The organism is uncultured Algoriphagus sp. (genome assembly GCF_963974835.1).
In the GTDB taxonomy this organism is placed as follows: domain Bacteria; phylum Bacteroidota; class Bacteroidia; order Cytophagales; family Cyclobacteriaceae; genus Algoriphagus.
This window is the reverse complement of sequence record NZ_CAXBET010000015.1, coordinates 1-25,952: the sequence shown is the minus strand read 5'-3', so window position 1 is coordinate 25,952 and position 25,952 is coordinate 1. Positions and strand designations below refer to the sequence as shown.

The 25,952-nt window shown below is 40.3% G+C and carries 19 protein-coding genes; 4 read left to right on the top strand and 15 right to left on the bottom strand.

What is annotated here, in order from left to right:
- Nucleotide 1: 1 nt before the first annotated feature.
- From AACZ73_RS20000 to AACZ73_RS19940, 13 genes are all read right to left on the bottom strand, one after another.
- Nucleotides 2–2,986 carry an HsdR family type I site-specific deoxyribonuclease gene (locus AACZ73_RS20000; RefSeq protein WP_339880609.1) on the bottom strand — a complete coding sequence of 995 codons (2,985 nt, stop codon included), beginning with the start codon at nt 2,984–2,986 and terminating at the stop codon, nt 2–4.
- Between the two features lie 45 nt (nt 2,987–3,031).
- Entirely contained in the window at nt 3,032–5,554 is a 2,523-nt protein-coding gene (locus AACZ73_RS19995) for a S8 family peptidase (protein ID WP_339880608.1), read from the bottom strand.
- 3 nt (nt 5,555–5,557) lie between these two features.
- The gene (locus AACZ73_RS19990; protein WP_339880607.1) at nt 5,558–6,259 is read right to left on the bottom strand and encodes an ATP-binding protein; all 702 of its coding nucleotides are present in this window, start codon (nt 6,257–6,259) and stop codon (nt 5,558–5,560) included.
- A 330-nt stretch (nt 6,260–6,589) separates the two neighbouring features.
- The gene (locus tag AACZ73_RS19985) at nt 6,590–9,394 is read right to left on the bottom strand and encodes a hypothetical protein (protein ID WP_339880606.1); all 2,805 of its coding nucleotides are present in this window, start codon (nt 9,392–9,394) and stop codon (nt 6,590–6,592) included.
- Nucleotides 9,395–9,446: 52 nt separating this feature from the next.
- Nucleotides 9,447–9,950: a hypothetical protein gene (locus AACZ73_RS19980; protein WP_339880605.1), complete on the bottom strand. Its 504-nt coding sequence runs from the start codon at nt 9,948–9,950 to the stop codon at nt 9,447–9,449.
- A 129-nt stretch (nt 9,951–10,079) separates the two neighbouring features.
- Entirely contained in the window at nt 10,080–10,247 is a 168-nt protein-coding gene (locus AACZ73_RS19975) for a hypothetical protein (protein WP_339880604.1), read from the bottom strand.
- A gap of 6 nt (nt 10,248–10,253) precedes the next feature.
- A complete protein-coding gene (locus tag AACZ73_RS19970) occupies nt 10,254–10,448 on the bottom strand; it encodes a hypothetical protein (protein ID WP_339880603.1) in 195 nt (64 codons plus the stop codon).
- A gap of 28 nt (nt 10,449–10,476) precedes the next feature.
- Complete coding sequence (locus AACZ73_RS19965) at nt 10,477–11,193, bottom strand: hypothetical protein (protein WP_339880602.1); 717 nt, start codon at nt 11,191–11,193, stop codon at nt 10,477–10,479.
- Nucleotides 11,193–12,413 (bottom strand): restriction endonuclease subunit S, encoded by a 1,221-nt coding sequence (locus AACZ73_RS19960; protein ID WP_339880601.1) that lies wholly within the window; start codon nt 12,411–12,413, stop codon nt 11,193–11,195. The genes AACZ73_RS19965 and AACZ73_RS19960 overlap by 1 nt, the downstream gene beginning before the upstream one ends.
- Nucleotides 12,410–13,864, bottom strand: coding sequence for a class I SAM-dependent DNA methyltransferase (locus tag AACZ73_RS19955; RefSeq protein ID WP_339880600.1), 1,455 nt, complete (start codon nt 13,862–13,864; stop codon nt 12,410–12,412). Before AACZ73_RS19955 ends, AACZ73_RS19960 begins: the two co-directional genes overlap by 4 nt.
- Nucleotides 13,861–14,607: a hypothetical protein gene (locus AACZ73_RS19950; RefSeq protein WP_339880599.1), complete on the bottom strand. Its 747-nt coding sequence runs from the start codon at nt 14,605–14,607 to the stop codon at nt 13,861–13,863. Before AACZ73_RS19950 ends, AACZ73_RS19955 begins: the two co-directional genes overlap by 4 nt.
- On the bottom strand, nt 14,604–16,085 hold the full coding sequence (locus AACZ73_RS19945) for an N-6 DNA methylase (protein WP_339880598.1): 1,482 nt from the start codon (nt 16,083–16,085) through the stop codon (nt 14,604–14,606). Before AACZ73_RS19945 ends, AACZ73_RS19950 begins: the two co-directional genes overlap by 4 nt.
- A 239-nt stretch (nt 16,086–16,324) precedes the next feature.
- Nucleotides 16,325–16,531 carry a helix-turn-helix transcriptional regulator gene (locus tag AACZ73_RS19940; protein WP_339880597.1) on the bottom strand — a complete coding sequence of 69 codons (207 nt, stop codon included), beginning with the start codon at nt 16,529–16,531 and terminating at the stop codon, nt 16,325–16,327.
- A gap of 113 nt (nt 16,532–16,644) precedes the next feature.
- Here AACZ73_RS19940 and AACZ73_RS19935 point away from each other — a divergent pair, with 113 nt between their 5' ends.
- The 4 genes from AACZ73_RS19935 to AACZ73_RS19920 all read left to right on the top strand — a co-directional run bounded on the left by AACZ73_RS19935 (nt 16,645) and on the right by AACZ73_RS19920 (nt 23,835).
- Entirely contained in the window at nt 16,645–16,839 is a 195-nt protein-coding gene (locus AACZ73_RS19935) for a hypothetical protein (protein ID WP_339880596.1), read from the top strand.
- A gap of 661 nt (nt 16,840–17,500) precedes the next feature.
- Nucleotides 17,501–19,123, top strand: coding sequence for a thioredoxin family protein (locus tag AACZ73_RS19930; protein ID WP_339880595.1), 1,623 nt, complete (start codon nt 17,501–17,503; stop codon nt 19,121–19,123).
- 24 nt (nt 19,124–19,147) lie between these two features.
- Nucleotides 19,148–22,354: a SusC/RagA family TonB-linked outer membrane protein gene (locus AACZ73_RS19925; RefSeq protein WP_339880594.1), complete on the top strand. Its 3,207-nt coding sequence runs from the start codon at nt 19,148–19,150 to the stop codon at nt 22,352–22,354.
- A gap of 131 nt (nt 22,355–22,485) precedes the next feature.
- Nucleotides 22,486–23,835, top strand: coding sequence for a RagB/SusD family nutrient uptake outer membrane protein (locus tag AACZ73_RS19920; protein ID WP_339880593.1), 1,350 nt, complete (start codon nt 22,486–22,488; stop codon nt 23,833–23,835).
- Between the two features lie 35 nt (nt 23,836–23,870).
- Here AACZ73_RS19920 and AACZ73_RS19915 read toward each other — a convergent pair whose 3' ends face one another.
- Together AACZ73_RS19915 and AACZ73_RS19910 are read right to left on the bottom strand one after the other, a co-directional pair.
- Nucleotides 23,871–24,125 (bottom strand): DUF6520 family protein, encoded by a 255-nt coding sequence (locus tag AACZ73_RS19915; protein ID WP_339880592.1) that lies wholly within the window; start codon nt 24,123–24,125, stop codon nt 23,871–23,873.
- Nucleotides 24,126–25,372: 1,247 nt separating this feature from the next.
- Nucleotides 25,373–25,780, bottom strand: a complete 408-nt coding sequence (locus AACZ73_RS19910; RefSeq protein ID WP_339880591.1) for a MauE/DoxX family redox-associated membrane protein — start codon at nt 25,778–25,780, stop codon at nt 25,373–25,375.
- Nucleotides 25,781–25,952 lie beyond the last annotated feature (172 nt).

Here is a 25,952-nt window from a genome sequence, read left to right as displayed (position 1 = left end):
TTTAATAATACTCCTTTATATACGCATATGCCCTATCAAAAAGAACTTGATCTTTGATCTTGTATTTTGCCCAAAGGACCTTTCTTAACGAACTCTGAACTTCTCTTTCACCTTGATTGGAGTCTTGCCAGCCAGGGAATCTAACTACCCGAACAATGGCGTCAATGTCTGTAACAATTCTCTCCACAACTGCAGGAGTTTGATCGGTTTTCAATTCCAAAAAGAGGTCGGTCAAGGCAGCCTGTGGAGTTTTTTCTTGTAAGAGATCCTGCAATTCCTTTTCTGCTTGGACAGTTTCCTTGGCTAATTTGCAAAGCTCCTTTACAAACTCTATAGAAGATATCAAACCCTGTTCGGCTTTATTTCGAAGTTCTTCCAAACGGTCACTAAGCTTTTTGAACTTTGGATTGCCAGCATGTTTTTTAAATCGCTTGACCAGTATCTTCTCTAATTTCTTGGCATTCTTGGGATCAGGGTTGTTAAAAATCTCTTCTATCACATCTGCATCCAGTACAAACTCCTCCAGCTGGTGGACATCGCCGACGTGTATGTTTTCATGGATAAGCTTTGTAGTCTGAGCGCCAAGAGAAAACCAAAGTAGCTTTCCAATATTATCGGAGGCTGGACGTACAGATTCAAATACTTGGGATAGCCATTTATAATCCGTATTGTAAAGATCCAGAATATTGTCAGGGGAAAGTGACTCCCATAGTTTCGATAGGAATTTGAAATCCTTCGCAAAGGCATCCTTTTTTTCGTCTGTTCGGATTGCATTCTGTGCAGCTTCTAAGCCCTCAAATCCTACGATAGTTCTATCTACTCCTTCAAAATGAGCCAATGTGTCTCTCATTGCTTGAGGTAATTTTCCTCGCAATTCTGAGAGATTTGAGATCACTGCTTGCACACTTTTTTCATCAAACTGTAAAGCCTTGGCAGTATCATCAAATACCCCAAAATAATCCACAATTCTTCCAAATGATTTATTGGGATACAATCTGTTCGTACGACAAATGGCTTGGAGCAAGGTATGATCCTTTAGAGATTTGTCCAAGTACATGGTTTGGAGAATAGGAGCATCGAAGCCAGTCAGCAACTTGGCAGTTACAATGATAAACTTCAGATCAGACTGTGCATCATTAAATTCATCAACCACTTTCTCTTGCTTGCCTTTATCCATCGCCCATTTCTGCTTGAACTCAGGTTTATCATTTGCAGTTGTTGACATCACTACAGCACTAGCTTCCTCTGGGAAATATTGATCCAATGCCTTTTTATATTGTACACAAGCATATCGGTCGGGAGTCACAATCATAGCTTTAAATCCATGAGGAGCTACCTTTTCCTTGAAGTGCTGCGCAATGTCCTGAACTATTTTCTCTACCCGCTCTGGAGACTTTAGAAAGGCTGCCATCTTTGCTGACTTTTGATTCAATTCGTCAGCCTCTTCATCGGTTAATGCAGCTTCATCCTGAAATTCCTTAAAAGCTTTATCAATAGTTTCCTTATCAACGTGCACATCTACCAATCGTGGTTCAAAATGTAAGGGCAAAGTTGCATCATCTCGAATGGAATCCTGAAAGGTATAGCGGGACATGTAGCCTCCTGTATCTTCTTCGGAACCAAATGCCCAAAAGGTATTTTTATCTGCTTTGTTAACAGGAGTTCCGGTAAGTCCAAATAGAAATGAATTAGGCAAGGCCGCTCGCATCTGCCGACCCAAATCACCTTCCTGAGTTCTATGCGCTTCATCCACCAGCACAATGATATTCTCCCGGGTATTCATGTTGGGTTTGGCATCGCGGAACTTATGAATCATCGACACGATGATCTTGCGGGTGTCGCGTTCGAGCATTGTCTGCAACTCACGGATGTTATCCGTGGTTTCTACATTCGCGATATCAGCAGCATTGAAAGTTCCGCTGATTTGGGTATCCAAATCTGTTCGGTCAACAAGAATGATGACTGTTGGGCTTTTGAGTTCAGGAGTTCTTCTTAATTTTTGCGCTGCAAAAACCATCAATAAGGACTTGCCTGAACCTTGAAAATGCCAAATCAATCCTTTCTTAATTCGACCTTCCTTTACTCGCTCGACAATCTTATTGGCTCCTTCGTATTGCTGAAAACGTGGGATAATCTTGATTCTACGCTTCTTTTTGTCTGTGGAAAACAAAGAGAAATTCCGTAGAATATCCAGTAATCGAACCGGGTTCAGTAAATCAGAAAGTTCTTTTCCTACATCTCCAAGTCCCAATCTCTTTGCTAGTGCATCCTCGTCATTTTCTAAGCGCCAAGGAGCCCAAAATTCCAATGGACATCGGATAGCCCCATAAAACAATTCTTTGCCTTCAGTAGCAAAGGATAGAATATTTGGTACAAATAATTGCGGGACCGAATTCTCATAGATTTGGTGAATCTCATGGGCCCCATCCAGCCAACTAACAGAAGGCCGAATAGCGGTCTTCGCTTCACCGACAACTACCGGAATTCCATTAATCAGAAGTACGATATCAGGAATTTTCGTCTCCCGATGATGAATTCTATACTGATTAGTGGCTACATAGGTGTTATTTGACAGGTTATCAAAATCAATCAAATGAACCGGAACGTGACGATTGTTTTCTCCAAAAGGCATGGTCTTCTCACCACACATCCATTTGAAAAATTCCTCATTTGCCTTGACCAAACCAACTTGCGTCACTGCGATCAGCACTGCTCTTAGCTTATAAATCACTTCATCCGCCAATTCAGGATTATCCGAAATCTCAGGATTCAAGCGAATCAAAGCAGCCTTCAGTTCTGATTCAACCAAGACTTCATTCACTCCTCTAGGAATATCCTTGGCAGATTTATATACCCAAGTAGCACCATAACTAGCTTTGGACTCCTGGGCTCCATTACTATTCAGATTTACCCCACTGAGTTGGTGAATAATATAATGCTCTACGCTATTGAGTTCGGTGAATGACATGAAAAAACTTTCGTTCAAATTAATGAAATTAGAAAAAGAATATTCAAAAAATATTTAAGCATTCTAAGAGGTCACTGGTATAGGAGTAGAAATGAGATTCTCAACAGGTGTATAAATATCAACTTCTGTTTGGGGTGTTTCAATACTAACAATTAGTGAATATCTAACGTCTTGATCATATTTCTCCAAACTTTTTCTACTTCTATACCAACCCGATTTTGGGTAAACTGCTAGGATATTTCTTAAAGACAATGAAGCTCCATCAGTTTTCAAAAAGTCTTTCTTTATTGATCCTTTACTTCTTACTCGTTCCTTTATCGTCCAATCTTCATCCCTCATGTCTGGAGTCTCAGAGTCATCTTCCATTTCGGCTGCTGCAGAAACTCTCCTCCGAAATTCTGCAGGACTCTCATTGGCTTTAATAAGTTTGAAATCTAAGGAATGTGAATGATAAGAGAAGTTTTTAGCATATTCTCTTGCTCCTGGATTTGGTTCTATAAAATAAGATAGTGTTACTTTAATAGTTACTTCCTGATCAAAAAGTTGATCCTGCAAAACTGCGGTTGGCCAAGGAATTTCATATAAATGAAACTCATTATACTTTACGAAACTACCAACTAATTTATATGGCTTAATTTGGGATTGGGAAATCAAGGTAAGTGCATTCCCAGCACTGTATATTGCTTTATTTAAATTGGGAACTCCGTACCCGACTGACCGTAGAAGGGCCCGTCTTTCGCCCTCAATATTGATGTTTTTCCCAGTTAGCATTTGTGGGGTCCAGTCCGCAGAATGTACCATCAATCCTCTTATGGTTTCTGACCAAAAATTTGGATAGGCACTTTGTATCTCCGCCGCCATTTTTGAAGCAAAGGCTACTGCAGAGCTTGTACCGCCAAAAGGCCTAAATAATCTAGTCGAAAAATTTTTATCTATTGATAGTGGATCTAATTCGTTATGAGAAGAGAGGAAGTGTCCATCTGTTACCATGTTGCCTCCTTCCAAAACCAAATCTGGCTTATTTGGCCATTGAGTTTCCCACAATCTTGAGGTAGAATTCCTTGGAGACATTTCTCCTAGTCCTACGATTGGTCTATATGTACTTGGTACCGACAGTCGGTCTTTAGCAGTAAATGCTCCAATAGTTAAAACATTGTATGCTTGACCAGGATCATGGATACTTTCAATGAAATTTTGACTTGGGTATTCACCGTGATGATTTAAAATTACATTCCCACCGCTGACCAGGATTAATTGAGATTCGGCTCCATCAAAAGCATTTCCATAAGCAATGCGATCCAAAGTACTTGAAGCGGAACTAGGTCTACCTGATTTAATTACTCCGTCATTAGTAACTGAAAGGCAAAAAACCCTTTTTACACCTCCATTTGATATCGAAACTGTGGCAACTCCATCAAGATAAATTACTCCATGTAATTCTTTGTCAGTGGCAACACTTGGTTGAACAATTTTAAATGATTCTATTCCGTGAAGTATCCTTATAGGAGCGGGGCTAGCCAAAGCATCTGTTAAATCTCCGAATAGGACCATGGCAGCCATTCCAGTTCCATGTCCTCCGTCGTTTCCGGAATCGTCTATGCCCCAATCTGAATTCCAAGAATGCAGATTTGTTTCATCGATTATGGGTTCTAATAAGGGATGTCTGTGGTTCAATCCTGAATCAAACAAGCAAACAAATACATTTTCACGAGCCTCGTTAGACTTAATTATCTCTGTTCTCGAAATTAAATCTTGCAACCAATTCTGTTCGTCCTCATAGGAGATATCATCCGATGTGATGAAATCATTGATTTCCTGCGGTCTTCTTAATTCAGCTAAAGAATTTAAGAGGTAAACCGATGATGATAACTGTTCAGATGTTCCCTTGACCATCCGAATTACATGTTCAGGAAATTGTAATTCCTTTGAGCTATACCTGAGACTGGCAGCTTCTAATTGTTGATTAACTTTATCTCTATCGAAAGAGGATCTTCTAAACCATACTTCCCACCAAACATCTTCGTTTTCTTCTGGAAATGAATGAGAATCTATATCAGTCCAAAAAGCTTCTAAAGTGGCCAATCTAACTTCTTCTAAGTTTGCAATTAGAGATTGAGCTTGAGGATTACCTGTATCAACACCTCTATATTGAGTATTTCTAGTTAAGAAATCTTCAACTCTTTTCAGGAAATGTGAAACTCCGCGCTTTGATAGCATAACCAAAACTTTAAACCGCTTTTCTTCTTGATCTTGATTCTCCTGGGTTTCTTTCGAAACTTTAAGAATTTGATACTGTCCATTAGCATCTGAGTGGAGTTGTTCAAATTTTAGGTCAAATCCCCAAGCAGTATAAAATTCCACATAAATGACATCTTCTCTCACCAATCCTTCAGGGATTTCCTGCTCTTGATTTAGTTCAAACTGATCTCGAATAGCTTCGATTTGCCTTTGTATCCTATTTCCATGAATTGCTCTATTACGTGGGGCAATTGAAAATGGAGGTGCAACTCTTCGTGGATAAGTGTAGTCTTGCCCAGTGGCATACCTTTCAATCCCGATTAAATGTTTTTTGGGTTCTTGAGCCATCGATTACTTCCTTTTGGAAAGGGCATCGATCAGAACTTGTGGGCTAAGTTTGTTTTTGCCACCTAAAATCATGGCTTTAATGGTTTCTTCACAAGCACGAACAATGTCTGAAAAATTAAGTCCTAAAAATTGTTTTGAAATATATTTTTGATCTAATGGGCTTTCAAACTCAAAAGATTGAAGCTGCTTCTTGATCATTGCAATCATTTCCTTTGATGATGGTAATGGAAATTCAATTACTTCATCAAATCTTCTGAAAAGTGCTTTATCTAGCATTTCAGGTAGATTAGTAGCACAAATTATTATACTGTTACTTTGATCTTTTTCAATATTTATCAAAAAAGAATTGAGCACTCGTTTGATTTCGCCGACATCTTGCCCTGTGTTCCGGTGACTACCAATTGAGTCAAACTCATCAAAAAGATAAACACCTCTATGGTTAACCATAGTATCAAATATAACTCGAAGTTTTGCAATGGATTCTCCCATAAATTTGGAAACCAAACCATCCAACCGGACAATAAATACAGGAATACCTAGCTCTCCAGCTAAAGCCTGTGCAGTCATGGTCTTTCCACAGCCCGGAGGCCCTTTTAGAAGTAATTTCCGCTTTGGTTGAAGGTTATACTGCCGAAGGAGTTGCCATTTCTTTTGCTCTTCGATCAAATTTTCAAGAGAAGATTTTGTTGAATTATCCAAGACCATGTCTCTAAGCTTAATGACAGGCTGGAATACATCCAATAATTCCTTTAAATCTCGCTGGCTTGGAAGTATGGGGATTGTTTTACTTCTATCTAAAAATGACTGGCTTCTTTTAATCCTTGCTTTGTCAATTAAGGACTTTAATTCTTGAGCCAAATTGGTATGACCTTTTTGAGCTTCAGCCGCAGCAATCTGCAAGGCGGATGAAATGAATCGCTCATCATCCCCCTCTCCAAAATGCTTTATTAAACTTTTTACCTGCTCAGAAGCTCCCATATCACAAAAATAAACGTTTTACTTAATTCTCATTACCATTCAAAAAACAAACCACTTTTAATTACTACTTAATGATCCGCCAATAAATGAGGTTACTTCTTCAAAAACTTTTTCTCCCCATATGGGCTTTTTAATGATATACTTATAAGGAGTTACACCATCAAAGGACTTGTATAATGAAGGAAATTCAATTTCCAAATTGTCATCACCTACTTCATAAGAGGCCATATTTATAACAACTTGATCCAACTTATCACCAATTTCATTAGTCAATCTAAGTCCAGATTTAAACTCTTCTATGGTAACCTCTTCATGAGACTTATGGTATTCAAAAACACATAAATAGTAATTTGATTTTATTTCCTGCGCTTTTTCCGCTTGACGTGGGTGCATCTTTACAGAATTAGCTCCCTTGATAGATTTTAATTCTAGATGGTATTTCCCCACAACAAAATCTTGATCACCATCTACGTGGCCTACCATATCGGTTCCAAATTCCTCTACTAATAAAGTGTACATTAAACCCTCAAAATATTTCCCTATTTTTTTATTTCTCTCAAACCTCTCGGCTTCATCTTTCTGAGCACTCAAAAGTTTTTCTCCAGCAGCAAGCTTTTCATCCAATTCTTCGTCATGCAAAATTTCGTGTTGACGCTCCAGAGACATTTTCCCAGATCTATCTAGAGCTAAGTTTGCAGTCAGAAATTGGCTCTTTTTAGGATCAATAATAGATTGTAGAATTTTTCTCCTATAGCTATCCTTAACGAACTTTTCCTCAGGATCATGTATAGTCGACCATTCCCAAAAATCGCTCAATTTTGTCTCAATTTGGTCCCGAAGAACTTTTCTCATTTGATTTCCAGATTCCATTTCCTTTATAATTTCAGAGTGAAGTTTTAAAGATTCATCAACCCCTTTAATGACTTCATCAATGACAGATTCTTCCTTAAGCTCAGGAACTAGTTCAATTTTGATCGAAATTTCATTATGAATTAAAGAATCTCGTAAATCATCTAAATGAGGGAAAAAAGCTTGACGGATATCTAATAACTGATCATTAATTGTATTGGATATTTGTCCAATGTCTTTTTTCAATCCGCTAAAAACCTTAAATTGATACGAACGAGACGGGATAAATGGAAATAAAAGTCCATTTTTTGAATGAGAATAATAAGAACCTCTATTGTCCGGATCTGTAATTCTCACATAGTCACATAGATTATTAATCAAAACTAATGCTTGATTAATTAAATTTTCTTCTGGCTCAGGAGTAGTTTCAGAACGTAGCGAAAGAGCAAAATCTTTAAGTTTTCTATGGTTTGAAACTTTCTCAATAATGGCCTTTAAATCAAGTGTCACAATGGAACTATCCTCCCATAGGATCGACTGCCAATCAGAAAGTTCCTCGATTACTGGGATTTTACCTTTTAATAATTTGGAAACATCGTAAATAAAACCTTCTTTTTTTTCTAATTTCTCCAATAACCTGTTTGAGAAAAAATAAATTTGAGTTGTATTACTTTCATCTATAATGCTTATTCGTTTTAAAGGAGAGCTATAAGTCTTGATTAAAGGTGCTTTAAGAATATAGCTTCGTATACTAGTAATTGTGTCCTTATACCAATCCTTATTTATCCAAGAACTTTCCCCAAAATCAAATTTGTTTGGTGTTAATACTAAATGGTTTATTTGCCCAGTATACAATTCTAAAGTTTCGGTTAGCATTTGACTGTAAAGCTCAACAGCTTTGACAATTATAAGATCATTTATTTCCGAGCTTTTGTTATTCTTTATACCATTTCGTTCTGTATTTGGTTTAAACTGCTTCGAGTTGATAATTACAGGAAATTGAAAGTCCTCACTACCGATTAAAGGGTAGGAACAAAATAGGCTTGGCATGGATTTACCAAATTCATTTTGATATAGCAAATTTTGATTAATAATTTCAAATCCTTCAGCAGTTTCCTTCAAAGGTTTTAATAGACTCACCGAGACCTTAATATCACCTAATTGAAATTCTTCCTCTTTGGTTAAAGTATGTAATTCAATTACTTCATTAACCAAAGTTTTATGAACAATCATTGATCCATACTTTGAATAATTACTATTCAAATAGGTAAATTTAGTAGCTTCTTCACTTATAGTTATTTTACTTAATTTCGGGTTGCAGGAAAAAACAAATTGAACAGTATGTTTAAATTCTTTAAACCCTTCTTTTACCTTATCTAATCCATCACTTGTCAAATAATAGGTAAATCTAGCTGAAGGCTTTCCTTCTATATTGTTTTCCTTTAAGTTGTCATAATCTTTTAATGCTTTTATTATCTTTAATGTTCTTATTTGAATTGATTCGTCATCCTCATACTTAAACTCTTCTCTATCTAATACTACGGTTCTGTATGAGAGACCTTCTCCTTCATCCTTACATATTCCTTCAACTTTAATTTTGTTAGCTAAACAATGAGTAGCTAAAAATCCAGTTCCAAATTTCCCTGTACTTTCATCAGTAGGAGTTTTGCCAGTTTGTGCTAATATGAAGTTTTTGAAATCATGATCTTTGTTCCAGTCTTTAGGAGGATTAAAGTATCCGCCATTATGTTCAAACTTTAAATACGATTGTCCTTCCTCTTCAAACAAAGAAATATCGATTGTTAATCCGGTATCCTCGGTACAGTCTACTGCATTTTGAAGTAATTCATAAAGCCATCTTCTATTATAATGATCTTGAGAAGTAGCATTTTCAAAACTTTTAAAAATTTTATCTTGGGCATAATTTGCTAGTTGACCATGCACTCTTGTATCCTCTTGTGTTAACTTCAAGGCTTCAAATATTTCTTTGACTTTTTCTAGTTTGATTTCCATTTTACTTTTATAATTTTCTGAAAAAATATTTATCAATTAAAAGACTTTGGTTTTAAGATTTTAAAATTAAAATCATCTCATATGCTATTTCTTTAGCCTCCTCCTGATTTTCATTCCATAGGTTGATCTGTTTCTGTAGGATAGGCCAAGTTCCAGTTTCTGCCTTGATCAGATAAATCAATTCGGACTGGATACTTTGATAATATTGTCGTGTTTCTGTTTTAGAAAAATCAGCGAAAAGCATAAATTCAAAAATATACAGATCCAGTTCCTTTGTTTCTAATTCTCTATCCTTCATGTATGCTTTTGCAAGTGAAGCTGCTAAACCTTTTGTAATACGAGGAAACATTGACTCAGAAGCATAGCCCACATATGAAAATTCTTTTTCTGATTTAATTACAAAAATCTTAGGCTGTCCTGACTCTAGACCTGAACTATGGTTTTCTTCTTTCGAACTTGAAATGTTAATCAGGTATCGATCTTCTTCTTTTAGGAACGGTTCTAGGTCAAGCGTTTTAATTATATCGTATTGCCCTTCATCCTTAACAATAGACATTGCATATCGGCTAACCCAAAAATCACTCATTTTCCTTTTTCTTATCTCTATTTGTTATTCATTATCGTTCCTAGTCTGAAAGTCCATTGTAAATAGCATCTACCTGATTTGGAAGAGTAATCCTCCAAATTACTTTATGTCATAAGTTACTTTCTCTTTCATCAAGGGATTGAAATCAAAACCGTTTCCACCGGATTTTACATCTTTCAGATACAGGCCATTTCTATCTGTCGAAATCTCCAAATCAACGGCATTTTTATCTTCTCGGATTCTAAAAGTGCTATCGAGATTGCTCACAAAGCCTTATGGCAATACTATCCAAATGGCATGGTCCGATGCGTCCAATATAAGATGTACTTCCTGCTCAAACTTGGAAACTGCAATATTAAACCACCACACGGCTTTGGCCTTATTGAAACTTGCATAGCTCGTATTGAGGGAATTCAAATTCCCATTAAACTGAGTATTTATACGATCAATAAGCTGTTGCTTTTTCATAGGGCATTTTTTCTAACATTCACCTCCATTATTTATCAATTTTCAATGAGATAATTGGCAGTCCTTGCGTCATGCTTAGCCAAAGTTTATTCATATACTTATTTTCCTCATATCCCCATTCTGCTTCATTAGCGAAAAGATCTTTGGTAGCAGGTGGAGAAATGATAAGGCTCTCTAAATAATTCTTCACAAATAATTCTCTTTCGGCTTTTTTTGAAACGAGTTTAACTTTCAATTCATCTGGATTTAAAAAGAGATCATTTATAAGGTTGACCAAACGCATCAACTGCCGCTTTACCATACCTCCAGTTCCTCCCAAGTAACTATCAGATTCTTTATGTGTGGTTATGTTTCGTAGGCCTCTCAAGAAGTGAATAGTTTCTTTTAACTGTATCAGAGGTTCACCTTTGCAAACTTCATTGATGAGCTGGTTGAAGTTTTTGTCTCGCGGTCTCGAGTCTTGTGTTTTTAAAGAAATACTCAGTTCTTTTGCTTTCAGTTTAATGGCCATTTCTAAAAGCCGAAGTCCCTTACTCAAGGCTTCATCCATCAATGGCCAATGATAATAGGCATATACTTGCTGGTATTCTATAATCTTGAAATCCCCAATAATATCTTTTGGAACAGCCTTATCAAACACACCTTGTATCACATTCTTTTGAATATGTTCCTCCATAGAATTAGTCGAAAAAATAGCCCAACGATCATCTATTTTTAGGTACTCACTGTATTTTCCCGCTTCCATTAAAAAATCTGATTGATTAAACTTTTTTGTAGGGATTTGGAACTGTCTATTTTACTTTTACAATTCTCTAAACCAAGATTATTAAGCATATCTATAATACTATCCTGGATAGACTTTTCAGGAATAGGTATTCTTACATTTAAGAGTGCTTTGCTTGTTAAATTTTTTTGAACTGCCCCACTAGCAAGACCACTTGTAATAGTTTTTCCATATTCAGAGTTGAAAAATATTCTAATGTAATCAGAGTTTATGTCTTCTTTCATTCGGAATCGAATAATGAAAGCTGCTGGAAGAACAGGTATTTCAAACCCCTTAAAAACTCCAGTTAATCCGCATGTGCCACTTCTTGAAATAAGGATGTCATTTACTTTTAAATAATGCTCTCTGAATTTCCCTTTCGGTAAAGTAGCTCGAGGCATAGTTTCAAGGTTTATATTTCCTTCTAAGTCCATATCTGTAGTCCGCAAACAGGCAATACTTCCGTTTTCATCATATTGCTTCGAACTAAACCGAGGACCAAACATGCTTTCCGAGCATATTTCCGAAAATTTCTTTAATTCAAATTTATTATATGAAAGCGAATTAAGGAAAGGGGTTTTTGAAGACCAATTCAAATTAAATAGATCCTTAAGAATCCCTCTTTTGGTTAGATTTAGTCTGTGTTTTATTGAATCTGTATTCTCAATCACCTCATCCAAAGCCCAAAGCAATTCAGCCAGTTCCGCTTGCTGGTCTTTTGGGGGAAGGAAGAATTCTTGCTTTGCAATTACTTTCCAATTAATAGTTGGAGATAAAGAACCTACTGAAATTTCAATCGCACGTTTCCAAAACACTTCGGACATCATAAAAAATGGTAAGAAATCCGGATTTACATTTTCAGGTTTTGGTCTTAAAACCATTGAGTGAGCTGAAGCAACAGCATCAAAATCCGCGATTGCTACTCTTTTCAAATATGAATTTCTCTTGGCAAAAATTAGATCCCCTTTGTAAATTTTTAATTTATCACCAATCAAAGAAGCCGTCTCTCCAAATCTTCTGATTTTTAGCGAACCTGAATCTAAATGTTCCAATCCTATGTAATGATCAAGACCGGAATCTTTTGGGGTCACCTTTTCTACGATATTTTCAACAAGATCTGAGAATTTCCATTTCACCCAATTAGATCTGTCAATCTTATTTTCTAAGGCTTCAGTTATATTAATTTCTTTTATTCCACTCATAGGATATCAAATAACTGAGTCATAGATTTTTTTAATTCATTACTTGAGCTAATCCATTGATTGTACGCAACTGAAGGTTCTAAAATCGAGTCATCATCAGCTAATTCGACATATAGAGGGACATTTAAGCTACCTTCTTTTTCGCTTATTTCTTTTCTGCCTGCTACATAAGAGAATCCTTCTTTTGTTTCGAAATTCAAGTACATGCTATGAATTTTTGCAATGTGCTCTGGCATTAAATAACTGATTGTCTTTTCTTTCTTCAGCTCTTCTCTTGCATCAATAAACAGAACTTTATCTTTTCGATCTTCAGGTTTATTATTGTTAGTAATCAAAAGACATGATTCCATGATGGAGTTGTAAAACAAGTTTTTACCAAGGGCAATTACACATTCTACCAAATCTTCCTCAATCATTTTCTTACGCATTTCACGTTCAGAGTCTCGAAACAAAACTCCATAAGGCCAAAGAACACAAGAGCGACCATTAGTTGAGTCTAAGCTTTTTTGTATATGCTGCTGAAAAGCATAGTCGGCACAGCCTTGAGGTGGTACGCCCCAGAGATTTCTTCCGTAAGGATCATTGGCAAATCCCTTTTGATCCCAAGTTTTGATAGAGTAGGGTGGATTGGCAAGGATCACATTGAACTTCTTCAGTTCATCATGATGTAGAAATGCAGGATTGGCAAGCGTATCTCCCCGCACGATACTGAACTCCTCAATGCCATGCATAAACATGTTCATCCGTGCGATGGCCGAAGTGATCAGATTAATCTCCTGTCCATAGAGTTTCAGCGTTCGATACTCTTTACCTTCTTCTTTCAGGTGCAAAGCACAGTTGAGCAGTAAGCCTCCGGAACCACAGGTAGGATCGTAAACCGATTCTCCAGGTTGTGGATCCATAATCATGGTCATGAGTTTGACTACCGTTCGATTGGTATAAAACTCCGCAGCCGTATGGCCACTATCGTCAGCAAATTCCTTGATCAGGTATTCGTAGGCATTCCCCAGTTTATCATCAGGAATATTACTAAGACTCAGTTTATGCTGCGAGTAATGCTCGATTAGATTCGTTAGTGTCTCATCACTGAGTCTATCTTTGTTCGTCCAGCTGGCATCGCCAAAAATCCCATAGAGCGTATCTGGATTGGCTTTTTCTATCTGGCGCATGGCATCTTGCAAAGCCATGCCCACATTGGTAGTGGTTTCTCGCACATCATTCCAATGCGCTCCTTCCGGAACGATAAAGTGATGATGCTCCGCAAACGCAGCATATTCCATGTCGCCATCACTTTCAGCCAAGGCACTTTCAAACTCCTCATCGTACACATCACAGATGCGCTTGAAGAAGAGCAGAGGGAAAATATATTGTTTGTAATCTCCGGCATCGATGGTTCCTCGCAATTGCGTGGCTGCTCCCCAGAGATATTTTTCGAGTTGTTGTTGGGTCATTTTGTTTTGCTTTGCTCAATAAAGTCCCACACAAATGTTGAATCTAAGTGGCATTCCAATCTAATTTGAGTTATTGACTGTTCAATCATTTCTATTGTATCAGATAAATAATCAGTTGTTTCCTTACCTACTGTAACCTTAGGATTTCCATCAAAAACATCCCAAAATCTATTATTATCATCAACTATTTTTCTGAAACGTATTAGTATTAATGAATTTCTTTCCAGCAAAGATTTTGGAAATAGATAGGAATGTTCGGAATGAAATTTATTGAAGTCTTCGAAGTATTTGTTAGAAAATTTCTTGAATATAATTTCCAATAATTCCTGATCTTTTGGGTAATATGGTTCTCCATCCTCCTGATCATATATTGGGTCATATGAATTTATCTTATTAAGTATATCAATGATGGCTTTAAGAGCCATCAGGCGGTTATCTAATAATTTTTCCTGAATTGAATGGATAGCCGAAAACACGATTGGTTGAAAAGATTTTTGGAGATGTTCTGTTTCGGTTATTAGTTTTTTCAGTTCTGCATTATTCTTTTTAGCGTTAATCTTATTTAATATGTATGCTGTGATGACAGCTACAATTATTGGGAAAATTACACTTGAAATGATGTTGTTATCATACCAAACATTATTTAAATGATCATTTTCTTCCTTAAGTAGTGTTATTAGGGCGTTTGAATCCTTATAAGAATCATTCATTTCCACCACTGTAGTGTCGCTAAAAAAAATCATAGGAATTTATTCAAAATAGATTTAAACTTTTCTTCGGCTTGTTGACTTGCCTGCCAAGCTTTTTTCAAATCAGCTAAAGCTTCTTCCATCGAAGGAAGATTGTCTTCAATAATTTTCTCCACATAGAGTGGGATATTTATGTTGAAATCGTTTTCTGCGATTTCCTCCAGGCTGCTCACTTTGACGAAGTTTTCTACATCGGAATATTCACCATACCAGTAAAAAAGTTGCTGCACATTTTGAGGCTCTAAGAAGTTCTGTGCTCTTCCCACACGTACTTGCTCTGATCCATCAATAAAGAGCACCTTACCCTTTCTTTCTTCGGATTTGATTTGCTTGAAAACCAGAACACATGCCGCTAGCTGAGTTCCATAAAAGATATTCGAACCCAATCCTATGACAGCTTCCAGTAGATCTAATTTTAGCAAAGCTTCCCGGATTCTACCTTCAGCACCCTTTCTAAACAATGCACCATGTGGAAGTACGACAGTCATTCGACCTGTGCTATTCATGGATTTAATCATATGCTGCACCCAGGCCATATCGCCGTTTCCTTGAGGGGGCACCCCAGCAATGTTTCTCCCGTAAGGGTCATTTGCCCAATTCTCTGCTCCCCATTCCTTTAAAGAAAAAGGAGGGTTTGCAATGACACAATCAAAGGTTTTTAAACCATCAGCTTCAAAGAATGCTGGATTGCGAAGGGTATCGCCTCGGTAAATCTGAAAGTCCTCAATGCCATGCAAGAACATATTCATTCTGGCAATGGAGCTGGAGGTTAGGTTTTTTTCCTGACCAAAGAGTTTTAGTGTTCTGTAATCCTCCTTATTGTGTTTCAAATGATCCACGCATTCTAAAAGCATTCCTCCTGTACCACAAGCAGGATCATAGATAGTTTCACCTTCATGAGGATCTAGTATCAATCCCAGTAGATGTACCACCGATCGAGGCGTATAGAATTCTCCTGCTTTCTTATTTGTGAGATCTGCAAAGTGCTTGATCAGGTATTCATATGAATTCCCTAAAAGATCCGAATCTACATTGCTATTACATAGATCGTATTGTGAGAAATGCTCAATTAAATCAATTAGCAAGCGATCAGATAGCTTGTTTTTATTACTCCACTGGGCATCACCAAAAATACCGTACAGGAATTCTTGATTTGCCTGCTCAATTCCACGAAGGGCTTTTTCGATAGCGAGGCCCACATTGATTGTCTTCTCTCTTACATCTTTCCAGTGACAACCTTCTGGAATTAAGAATCGGTGGAATTCAGGCAGGTTTGCATATTCTGAATCACCTTCAGATTCTTGAAGCGCAATCCTAAATTCCTCATCGTAGACATCCGATATTCTCTTGAAAAATAGCAGAGGGAAGATGTAAACTTTGAAGTCGGAAGCGTCAACAGGTCCCTTTAAAATCCATGCAGCTCTAGATAGGTATTGTTCCAGCTGTGAAAGGGTTAGTTTTTCTTTAATCATTTGATTTTGTTAGTACTTAGACTTTGGTTCTCAAGGCAAAATCACTATGACTGTACATCTCGAGTAAAAAACTGATAACAAGATGCATTTTTTTTGACTAAAAAAGCAATTCAGATAGAGTGGAAATGCTGCCCAAACAAAAAATACTTACCACTTCAGAACAGCAGAAATTATAATTGCAGCGTGGTATTATTTGTTCAAAATACTGAAAGAAGTGAGAGTTAATTAATTTCCGTTATTCACTTCAAATCCTGACAAACATAGTCCAAAAGCTTACAAGGATCTTCATCGATAGCTTTAGCTATTATATAGAGTTCAGCAGCACTAAGTTTTGCTTTTTGATCTAACGTAAGTACACCAATCCTTTGAGGTGTTAATCCTGTTTTTCTGGCGACATCTGATTTATTAATCGATTTCCTACTGAAAATTTCTCCAAGTCTAGTCATTAAATTTATTCTTTACTTAAAAGTAATATTTCTTTAAAAATAACAAGAAAAACATGATAAAATGTTTTTGAATATCAAGAATAACGTGATATATTTACAGAAATACATGTTAAATGCTTGAGAGAAACAAAGGGGATACTCAGGATTTAGAAAAGTCAGTCCTGATTCCAAAAGATGAGGCGAGCCATTTCAAAGAGTCCATTTTAAGGGTTTTAGAAAAGTTAGAGCTTGAGAATTGCAATAAGGTACAGCAAACTGATATCAAGAATATCTACAAGCTGTTGGAGTATTTTTCATTTAAAGAATAAGTCATGAACACCGCACATTTTTCTTCAGTATCTAAGAAAATCCTATTTGTAGGAAGAGAAGAATCAAGTCTACAGCTCATGAACTTAAAAGAATTAATTAGAGCATTATCTGGCATCACCGCGGTAGATCGCCTGTATCCTCTAAAGCCCAAGAATCCGATCTAAGGATCAGGGCACTTTTTCTCTCTGATTGCTTCCGATTGGGCTTTGTATGTTTGTCGGGCCTGCCCGCCGTTGCGGGACTACCCACACAGATCAGGGAAGGACGTTACACGATGATGGAGATCATCTGCTGCAGCAGGTCATCAGCTCCATTACTTCAGTTTATTTCTTATTCATTAGTGCTGGTTGCCTGAGAAAGGCAGAGTGGGAGAGGTGTGTCTGTTTTTGAGTACAAAGTATTAAGTATTAAGTACCAAGTATCAAGTACAAAGTACCAAGTACCAAGTAGCTTGAGATAGGAGGTAAGGGAAAAGAGGCTTCGACTCCAGTCACACTGAGCGACGTCGAAGTGTCAGCCTGACACACATTGATCTTCTCACTTCTGAATACTGCGACTGCTCACTGCTCTCTGCCCACTGACTGCTGTTGACCGTGGTCTGTGGACTGTGGACTCACTTCCGTCTTCTGTCTCCCGTCTTCCAGCTTAAAAATTTAAAGCATGAAAAAAACACTACTCATCTGCTTCTTGGCATCGCCATGCCTATTCGGAAGCACACTCACAGCACAGGTTGCTGATTCACCCATAGGGCAGGAGGGCGCAAGTTCTTCCGCCCTTCGGGAGGTGTTGATCTATGGGGAGATTATCAATCCTGATTCCCTGGGTCAGCTTCGTTTGTCATATAGTGAAGATTTCCTGCCAAATGGTACTGCTTTGCTTGATTCCTCCTTGATAATACAGCTGGAGCATGGGACATTCTTTGACGGAGTGTTGGATCCCAGGGTACAGAAGTTTCAGGTTCGGGTTCCCATACGGGAGGAATACATACGCTTAAATCTTACCATAGGGGATCGCAAGTTACTCGATAGCTTCTTTGCTTTTCCGGGCGATAGCATCCAAGTGGGCATGGATCTGCAGGAGTTCAGGATCGTATTCTCAGGTCCCCAATCACCTTGGTTCGAAGCCCAGTACGCCATACAGCGGGAAAGGGCAACTGCCAGGTTTGCCGGAGACAGGAACCTGCTAGAAATAGACCGGGAAGCCTTACTGGATCAGCAGGATTTCCGGGCCCAACTGCTAGCTCAGGATTCTGTGTTCGGAGCCAGGATAGCCATCTATGAGTTTGGCAGGGACGGACTGGATCAAGAGCGGTCCATCCTGATGGATACTTCCCCTGCCGATATCCCGGGCTGGCATGCTTTGCAGCGATTCCAAGATCAGCTCCCCAAAAACAGAATCGACTTATTGAAGTCCCAGCTGTTGGGAGCCTTTTATGCAGAGCATTTAAGTACGCTGAGAAGATACCACTTCGGGATGCCTCTGGCATTGGGGGACAGTGCCTCCGCCCAGCGGGCCAGGGAGCTACTTCCTGAGATTCTTACTAAAGTAAAGAAAGACCTGCTGCCATTGCTGGAAATGGGCATAGCTCCCGCAACGCTGGACCTGGCCAAGGAATGGATCAGCACAGAGAAAATCCTAAAAAACGAACCTCTGGAACTTCTGGTGGCTAACACCTATCAGGGCGAGGTGAGGGATAAAATTCTCCTGTCCCTGCTGATGAAAGATGTGGAAATCGGAGAAGTTTATCCTGAGCAATGGGAAACCTATGGCAAATTACTGACAGGCACCCAGCTGGAGCAGGAGTTTGAATCACTGAAAAACACCTTCCAGACCGATTCTTTTTTATCCCCGGCTACATTTTACGGCTTGGATGGCAGGGAAGTGAACCTTTTGGAATTCCGGGGAAGTCCAACATTGCTGTATTTCTATTACTCAGGCTGTACCCACAGTGCAAATTATTTCCGCAATTACCTACAGCCCTTTTATCAGCAGTCCGCTGCATCATTGGGCCTACAGGTGATCGCCGTCTCGGTGGATCAGGATCCTGAGGTTTGGAAGGCACAGCTTTCGGAGTATTCCAGCATGGAGGTGACCAATCTCAATCTGCCTACCGATAAAGCGGCAGACTGGCTAAGTCTATACCGCATCACCGCTTTTCCCCGTGCCATGCTGTTGGACAGTACAGGGAGGACGCTGGCATTTTCATTGGGCGGCAAGGACTATCGCGAGTATAAGGACAACATCCTTTCCCTGCTATACAGTGAATTACATCATCAAAATTAAACCATTTCCTAACCTATTAAATCTATGAAAAACTTATTACTAATCCTGGTTTTCCTGCTCTCCGCAAGTAGCCTATCAGCTAGGCAGTCCGATACATTTATCCTGAAGGGGAAAGTGATCGATACTGCAGACGGCACCTTCCTGCCGGGGGTGAATGTGCTGGTGAAAGGCACCTCTGTAGGTACAGTCTCCGACACGGAAGGAGCATTTGAACTGAACCTGCAGCAAGGCACTAAGGTACTTACCTTCAGCTTTATCGGGTACCAAGCCAGGGAGATCTCTGTGGATATTCCCTTTGGACAAACCTTGGAAGTATATATGCAGGAAGATTTCCAAAGCCTGGCTGAAGTGACGGTGGTATCCACCGGTTTTCAGGAGCTGCCTCTGGAGCGTACCACAGGATCCTTTGTGCAGCTGGATCAGCAGCTAGTCAACAGAAAGGTAAGTACCAATATTCTGGACAGACTGGAAGATGTAACCCCCGGCTTGATTTTCAACCGGGACAGGACGGATCTTTCGAACGGTGAAAGCATCAGCATACGGGGAAATTCCACCCTGCTGGCCAACCGGAGCCCCCTGGTGGTAGTGGACAATATGATTTACGACGGTCCGGTGGAAAGCCTCAACCCGAATGATGTGGAAAGTATTACCGTCCTGCGGGATGCCGCGGCTGCTTCCATCTGGGGTGCACGGGCAGGGAATGGCGTGATTGTAATCAAAACAAAGAGTGGGAGCTTTTCCCGCCCGCTTCAGGTATCTGTCAATTCCAATGTGACAATAGGGGAGGCTTTTGACCCTTTTTATAATCCCCAGATGCGGATCGATGAGTTCGTGGAAGTGGAGCAAAGGTTGTTTGACCAGGGATATTACGAATACCTCTATGATAGCTATGACCAGCAGGATGTATCTCCTGTGGTGGAAAGCCTCTATGCCGCTAGGAGTGGGGAGATCTCAGAAGATGAGCTTCAGGCAAGGCTTCAGCACTATAGGTCTACCGATGTAAGAAATGAGCTTCAGGATTATTTTTACCGCCCCAGTATCAGCCAGCAGTATGCGGTAAACTTAAGCGGAGGAATACAGGACTATTCATATCTGGTATCCCTGGGCTATGATGGGAATGAGTACACCGATAAAGAACATAATAGAAACAGACTTACCCTGAATACCCGGCAACAGTGGAATCTGCTGGATAACAAAGTGGAACTGGAGCTTGGCACCTATTCCATTCTAAACCGGGAATCCGATGGTTCACCGGAACTACGGGGCATACGACCCTACGATAAATTGCTGGATGATCAGGGTAATGCCTTGCCAGTGATCAGGGATTATAATCCACGTTTCAAATCCGAGGCCATGGCTTTAGGCGCATTGGATTGGAATTACTATCCGGTGGCAGAATTTGGACTGTCCCCACTGACAAATAAGGATAGCGAGACAAGGCTGAATTTGAGAGCTGCTGTCAATTTACTGGAGGGGATAAAATTGGAGAGTAGCTACCAGTACTGGCATCAGGACGGGGAGCAAAGGCAGGTCTATGGAAAGGAATCTTATTATGCCAGAAACTTAACCAATCTGTACACCCAGTTTTCAGGGGAAGATGCACCGGTCTATGGGATTCCGGTAGGAGGAATACTGGATTTATCCACATTTACGGGATTCAGCCATACCTGGAGAACCCAGCTTACTATCAACAGGAAGTCAGGCGAGGATCATGAGTGGAGCGGATTAGCAGGATTTGAACTGAGGGATTTACAGCATAGGGCAAACCAACACAGATCCTATGGCTATGATCCGGAAACAGGGATTTCCCAGGCAGTGGATTACCTTGGTTTCTTTCCCCAGCTCAATACCGGATGGGGGGCACAGGTTCCTTTTGGGCAGACCGCTTCGGGTACCATTAACAGGTATTCTTCCCTGTTTGCCAATCTGGGGTATACCTATAAGGGTAAACTTCTGATCACAGGTTCGGCACGTTCGGATGCATCCAATCTGTATGGAGTGGATACCAACCAGAAGCGGGTACCTTTATGGTCTGCCGGAATGGGTTGGATAATTTCCGGAGAAAGTTGGCTGTCTGCGTCCTGGGTGGATTATTTAAAACTTAAAGCCAGCTATGGATACAATGGCAATACCAACCCTTCGGCCACAGCCTATACCACAGGGATGCTTTATGGCTCCAACAGCAATCCATGGGTGGGGACACCCTGGATGAGTCTGCTGAATCCTCCCAATCCACAACTTCGCTGGGAGAAGATCAAAATAGTCAATATGGGAATGGAATGGGAGCTGTTCGCAGGTAGGCTTACAGGATCGCTGGAAGCATACCGAAAAGAAGGGGAGGACCTATATGGAGTGCAACCTTATTTTCCCTCCTCCGGAAATAATACGGTCACCCGCAATTATGCCAGTACGCTCACCCATGGGTTTGATCTGGACATCTCAGGAAAAATTATAGAGGGTGAATTTTCCTGGACCGGCACCTGGTTCCATTCCTTGGTCAAAGAAGAGGTGACACACTATAGTATCCTACCGACCCCATTGAATGTAGCTTCCTATTCTTCCGGCAGGGCGGGAACACTCCCTGAGCCTATGGAAGGAGCTCCATTGTATAGTATAGTCAGTTTTCAATTTGCAGGTCTGGATCCCAATGACGGAAGCCCAAGGGGATTACTCGATGGGGAACCCAGCACGGACTATGGATCCATCCTAAACGGGACTACGCTGGACCAGTTGATATTTCATGGATCTGCAATCCCTACAAGTTTTGGGGCATGGAGAAACCAGTTTGCATACAAGGATTTCGAATTATCGCTGAATCTCACTTATAGACTAGGCTATTATTTCAGAAGGGAAACGGTCAATTATACCAGTTTAAACCGTGGGAATATAACCCATTCGGATTATGCTCAGAGATGGCAGAATCCCGGTGATGAACTTTACACTTCCATTCCTTCAGATCCTCAGGAAGTTAATGAAATCAGGACCACCTTTGAGCAGGTAAATTCCAGCCAGGTGAGGAAAGGGGACCATGTAAGGTTTCAGGATGTCCAGGTTGCCTATACTTTCCGGCAGTCAGCCCATCGGGGGTTTCCATTTAAGTCCCTGAGGATTTATGGCTACGCAAATAATCTGGGAATCCTATGGAAAGCAGCCAAGGATGTAGCAGATCCGGATTACCGGACCATCCAATCCCTCACTACTTATTCACTTGGTGTAAACATGCAATTTTAACAGTTGGGAGAGGGTAAAAGAAAGCATGCTATTTAAACTGCTTTCTTGATAAGGTCAGGGAATATAAACCCTATGCATGCTTTCCGGTAGCTGGTTACTACCACCCTCTCCCAATTAAACCTTATATAAATATGAAAAAGATAGTTAATTACTCGATTGCAGTATCCTGTGTGATTCTGCAATCGGCATGTGGGGATTTCCTGGATGCCAAGCCTGAGCTGGCACTTGTGATCCCTGAAGAACTCAACGAATATCAGTCAATCCTCGATGCTGAGCCTAGACAAATGAATTATGCCCCGAAGCTACCATTGATCTCAGCAGATGAAATGCTGCTGGGCGATGCTGCCATCCCTCGCATGACGCAGGAGGAGCTTTCAGCATATAGATGGGAGAGTGATTTTTACACCATTGATGATTATGGTGTGGACTGGACCTTTGGATATCAGCCTATCTATTATGCCAATGTGGTATTGGATGGACTGGAGAATTTTACTCCTGCCAATGATAATGAGAGAAGTATGGCCAAAAGACTGGAATCCGCTGCCCGGTTTTACCGTGCTTGGCATCATTTCCAGTTATTACAGGTGTATGCGCCTCCCTATAATCCTGAAAACAATACGTTGCCGGGCATACCCATCCGCCGCACCGCAGATATTAACGTAGCTACAGGGCTTTCCAATCAGCAGGAGGTATATGGGTTTATATTGGAAGATCTTGCCTTGGCCTACGAAGGATTGCCTGATTTACCCGAGCTGAAGACCAGACCATCAAAGTGGGCGGTGGATGCACTTCGGAGTAGAATTTATTTGCAGATGCAGGTCTATTCCAAAGCCATGGAGGCTTCTTCGGCTGCCCTTTTGCTTGGAAATGAATTGGTTGATTTCAGAAACACCGTTTCCCAGGGGGCATATTTCTTTCCGCGCTTCAATCAGGAGGTGATCTTCCATGCCAACCAGGCCTCTACGGGTTTTACCTTTTACAGGGAACAATGGGTGGATCCTTCCTTATATGCCCTGTACGATTCAGCTGATATTAGGAAAAGAGTATTCTTTCAGGAAAGCAGGATTCCCGGTAGGTTCAATTTTGTGTCCAGGTATTCAGGTGATTATTTTGATTGGGGCGGATTGGCTGTAGACGAGGTGCTGTTGGATAGGGCAGAGGCTTCTGCCAGGATGGGTAATGAGTCCCAAGCCTTGGAGGACCTCAGGTATTTGCTTGCCAATAGATATGAAGAAGGATTGGTGTTGGAGGGATTGACAGGAAGAGCTCTTCTAGAAAAGATTTTGGAGGAGCGCAGAAAGGAACTGCTCTTTAGAGGCATACGATGGATGGACCTCCGTAGGCTGAATCAGGATCCTGAGTTTGCCATCACCATAACGCGGACTGTGCAGGGAGAGGAAAAAACATTGTTACCGGGAGGCGAGGGCTATACAGTGCCCATACCAACCCGTGAGCGACTCAATAATCCGGAATTAAAATAAAAAAAGGCGGGAAGAAAAACTTCCCGCCCCATGGATTAATCCATGTTGTTTACAAAAATCCCTGATTTGACCGGGTTACCGGATGAGTTGGGAGTTTGTCTGGTACAAACCTGGGAGGCTGAATTGCACTGGTAGGTAGATGGACCGGGAGTCAATCCGGTAACATTAATCCAATTTGATCCGGAAAGCCCATACTCGGAAGTTTGGGGAGTTGCCGGAGAAAAACCAAATGCGAAAGTTGCTCCCAGCACCATAGCCAATGCAGGTAGTAGTTTAGCTAATTTATTCATCGTTATGTCCCGTTTTTTAACAAATCAAAAACAGGAAAACCGTTTGTGTCTGTCCAGGACAGACGGGGTTGAAATGCCTACTCTGAAAAGGGTTTTCGGCTTCTCCCTTTGGGAGGCTCATTGGGTTTTAGCCAGTCTCTTACCCCAGGCTATTAAGAGAAATGAGTCTCTTTTATTATACCTAACCTTTGAGGTGTTTTAGACCTCGAAGGTTGTATTCCTAAAGATTTCACAATCCGCATTGCATTGAATTTTGTTTTTTCCGCCTTTAAAGTCTCTGTTTTTTCCGCTGTTCGTGTCTCCACGAACGGCTCATTTAACGAGAGTCTTATATGCCTTTTACCTCAGCCAGTCGAATCATGGTTGATACGCTTATCGAGACATTTTTTGCAGTCCCTTGCATGTTTTAGGACTGTGGGGCGGTGTCACAGCCACCGCCCCTTTATTTATAACCTTTGAGGTTTGCGAAACCTCGAAGGTTTTTATTTCTTATATCTCTTCGCTAGACGATCCCGGGCCATCGCCGGTGATATATTATTTTCCTATACCCAGGGTTGAAACCCTGGGCTACACACATTGCATACCTACGGCATGCTCTCCAGGCCACCTAATAACCTTCTTCTCCAGTCACACTGAGCGAAGTCGAAGTGTCAGCCTGACAAAAACAACCAACAACAAACAACTAATTAACCTCCAGCTTCCCACTTCCCAACCTCCAACTTCCCCCATTTTAAATTCCCAATTCCTTCATTTTAAATTTCATGCAACAAGCCTCCCAACTTCCACCCATTTTAAATTTCAGTCACACTGAGCGAAGTCGAAGTGTCAGCCTCACAAAAACAATCAACAACCAACAACTCCCAACTTCCAACTTCCCAATGGATTCATTTCCATCTTGCTGGCGGTAAGATTCCGTCTCCGAATGAAGATCGTGGGCCAGCGCCGGTCAACTTTTATATTCCTCAACACCGGGTTAAAACCCGGTGCTACCCATCTTGCATACCTACGGCATGCTCTCCTAATCCCTAATCTCTCTCCATTTTAAATTCCCAATTCCCTCATTTTAAATTCCAGTCACACTGAGCGAAGTCGAAGTGTCAGCCTCACAAAAACAATCAACAACCAATAACTCCAAACTTCCAACTTCCGCTCATTTTAAATTCCCAATTCTTTCATTTTAAATTTTAGATAACCAACAACCAACAACCAACAACTCCCCAACTTCCCACCCCCAACCTCCTAACCTCCTAACCTCCATCTTCCCTCCATTTTACACTATAAAGTCCCCAAATCCCGACTCCAATAAACCCTAGGTTTAAGAAGAAATGCTCCGCCCAACCTAACGACTCCAAAATCCCTGCACAGTTACACGGCACCCTGGGAAAGGCTCCCACCCAGATCAATCCCACATAAGTGGTAAATACCGACAGAAGCAGTAAGCTTCCCAGATATCCCCACCAGCGCGTGACAGAAAAGAGTAGGAGTAGGGCAAGTAGCAACTCTGAAATTGGCACAGCAAAGGACAATATTTCTGCTAGCTCAGCAGGAAACGTTTGATTATGGAAAGCCTTTCTACTGTATTCATAGCGAAGGATTTTATCAGATCCAGTATAGGTCCAAAGAAGAATCAGAAGTGTACAGCAGACCTTATTCATAAATCATAGTGGTTTAGTTAGCACTGACCAACCCCTCTTAAAGTAAATCCTATTCATTACAAATCTTTTCCTTAGCCCGGTTGAGGTAATACAGAATAGAATGAGTAGTTCGACTTCTGGATTTGCAACAAAAAACTGGACAATAGATTAAGCTGCTTTTGATTGATATGAT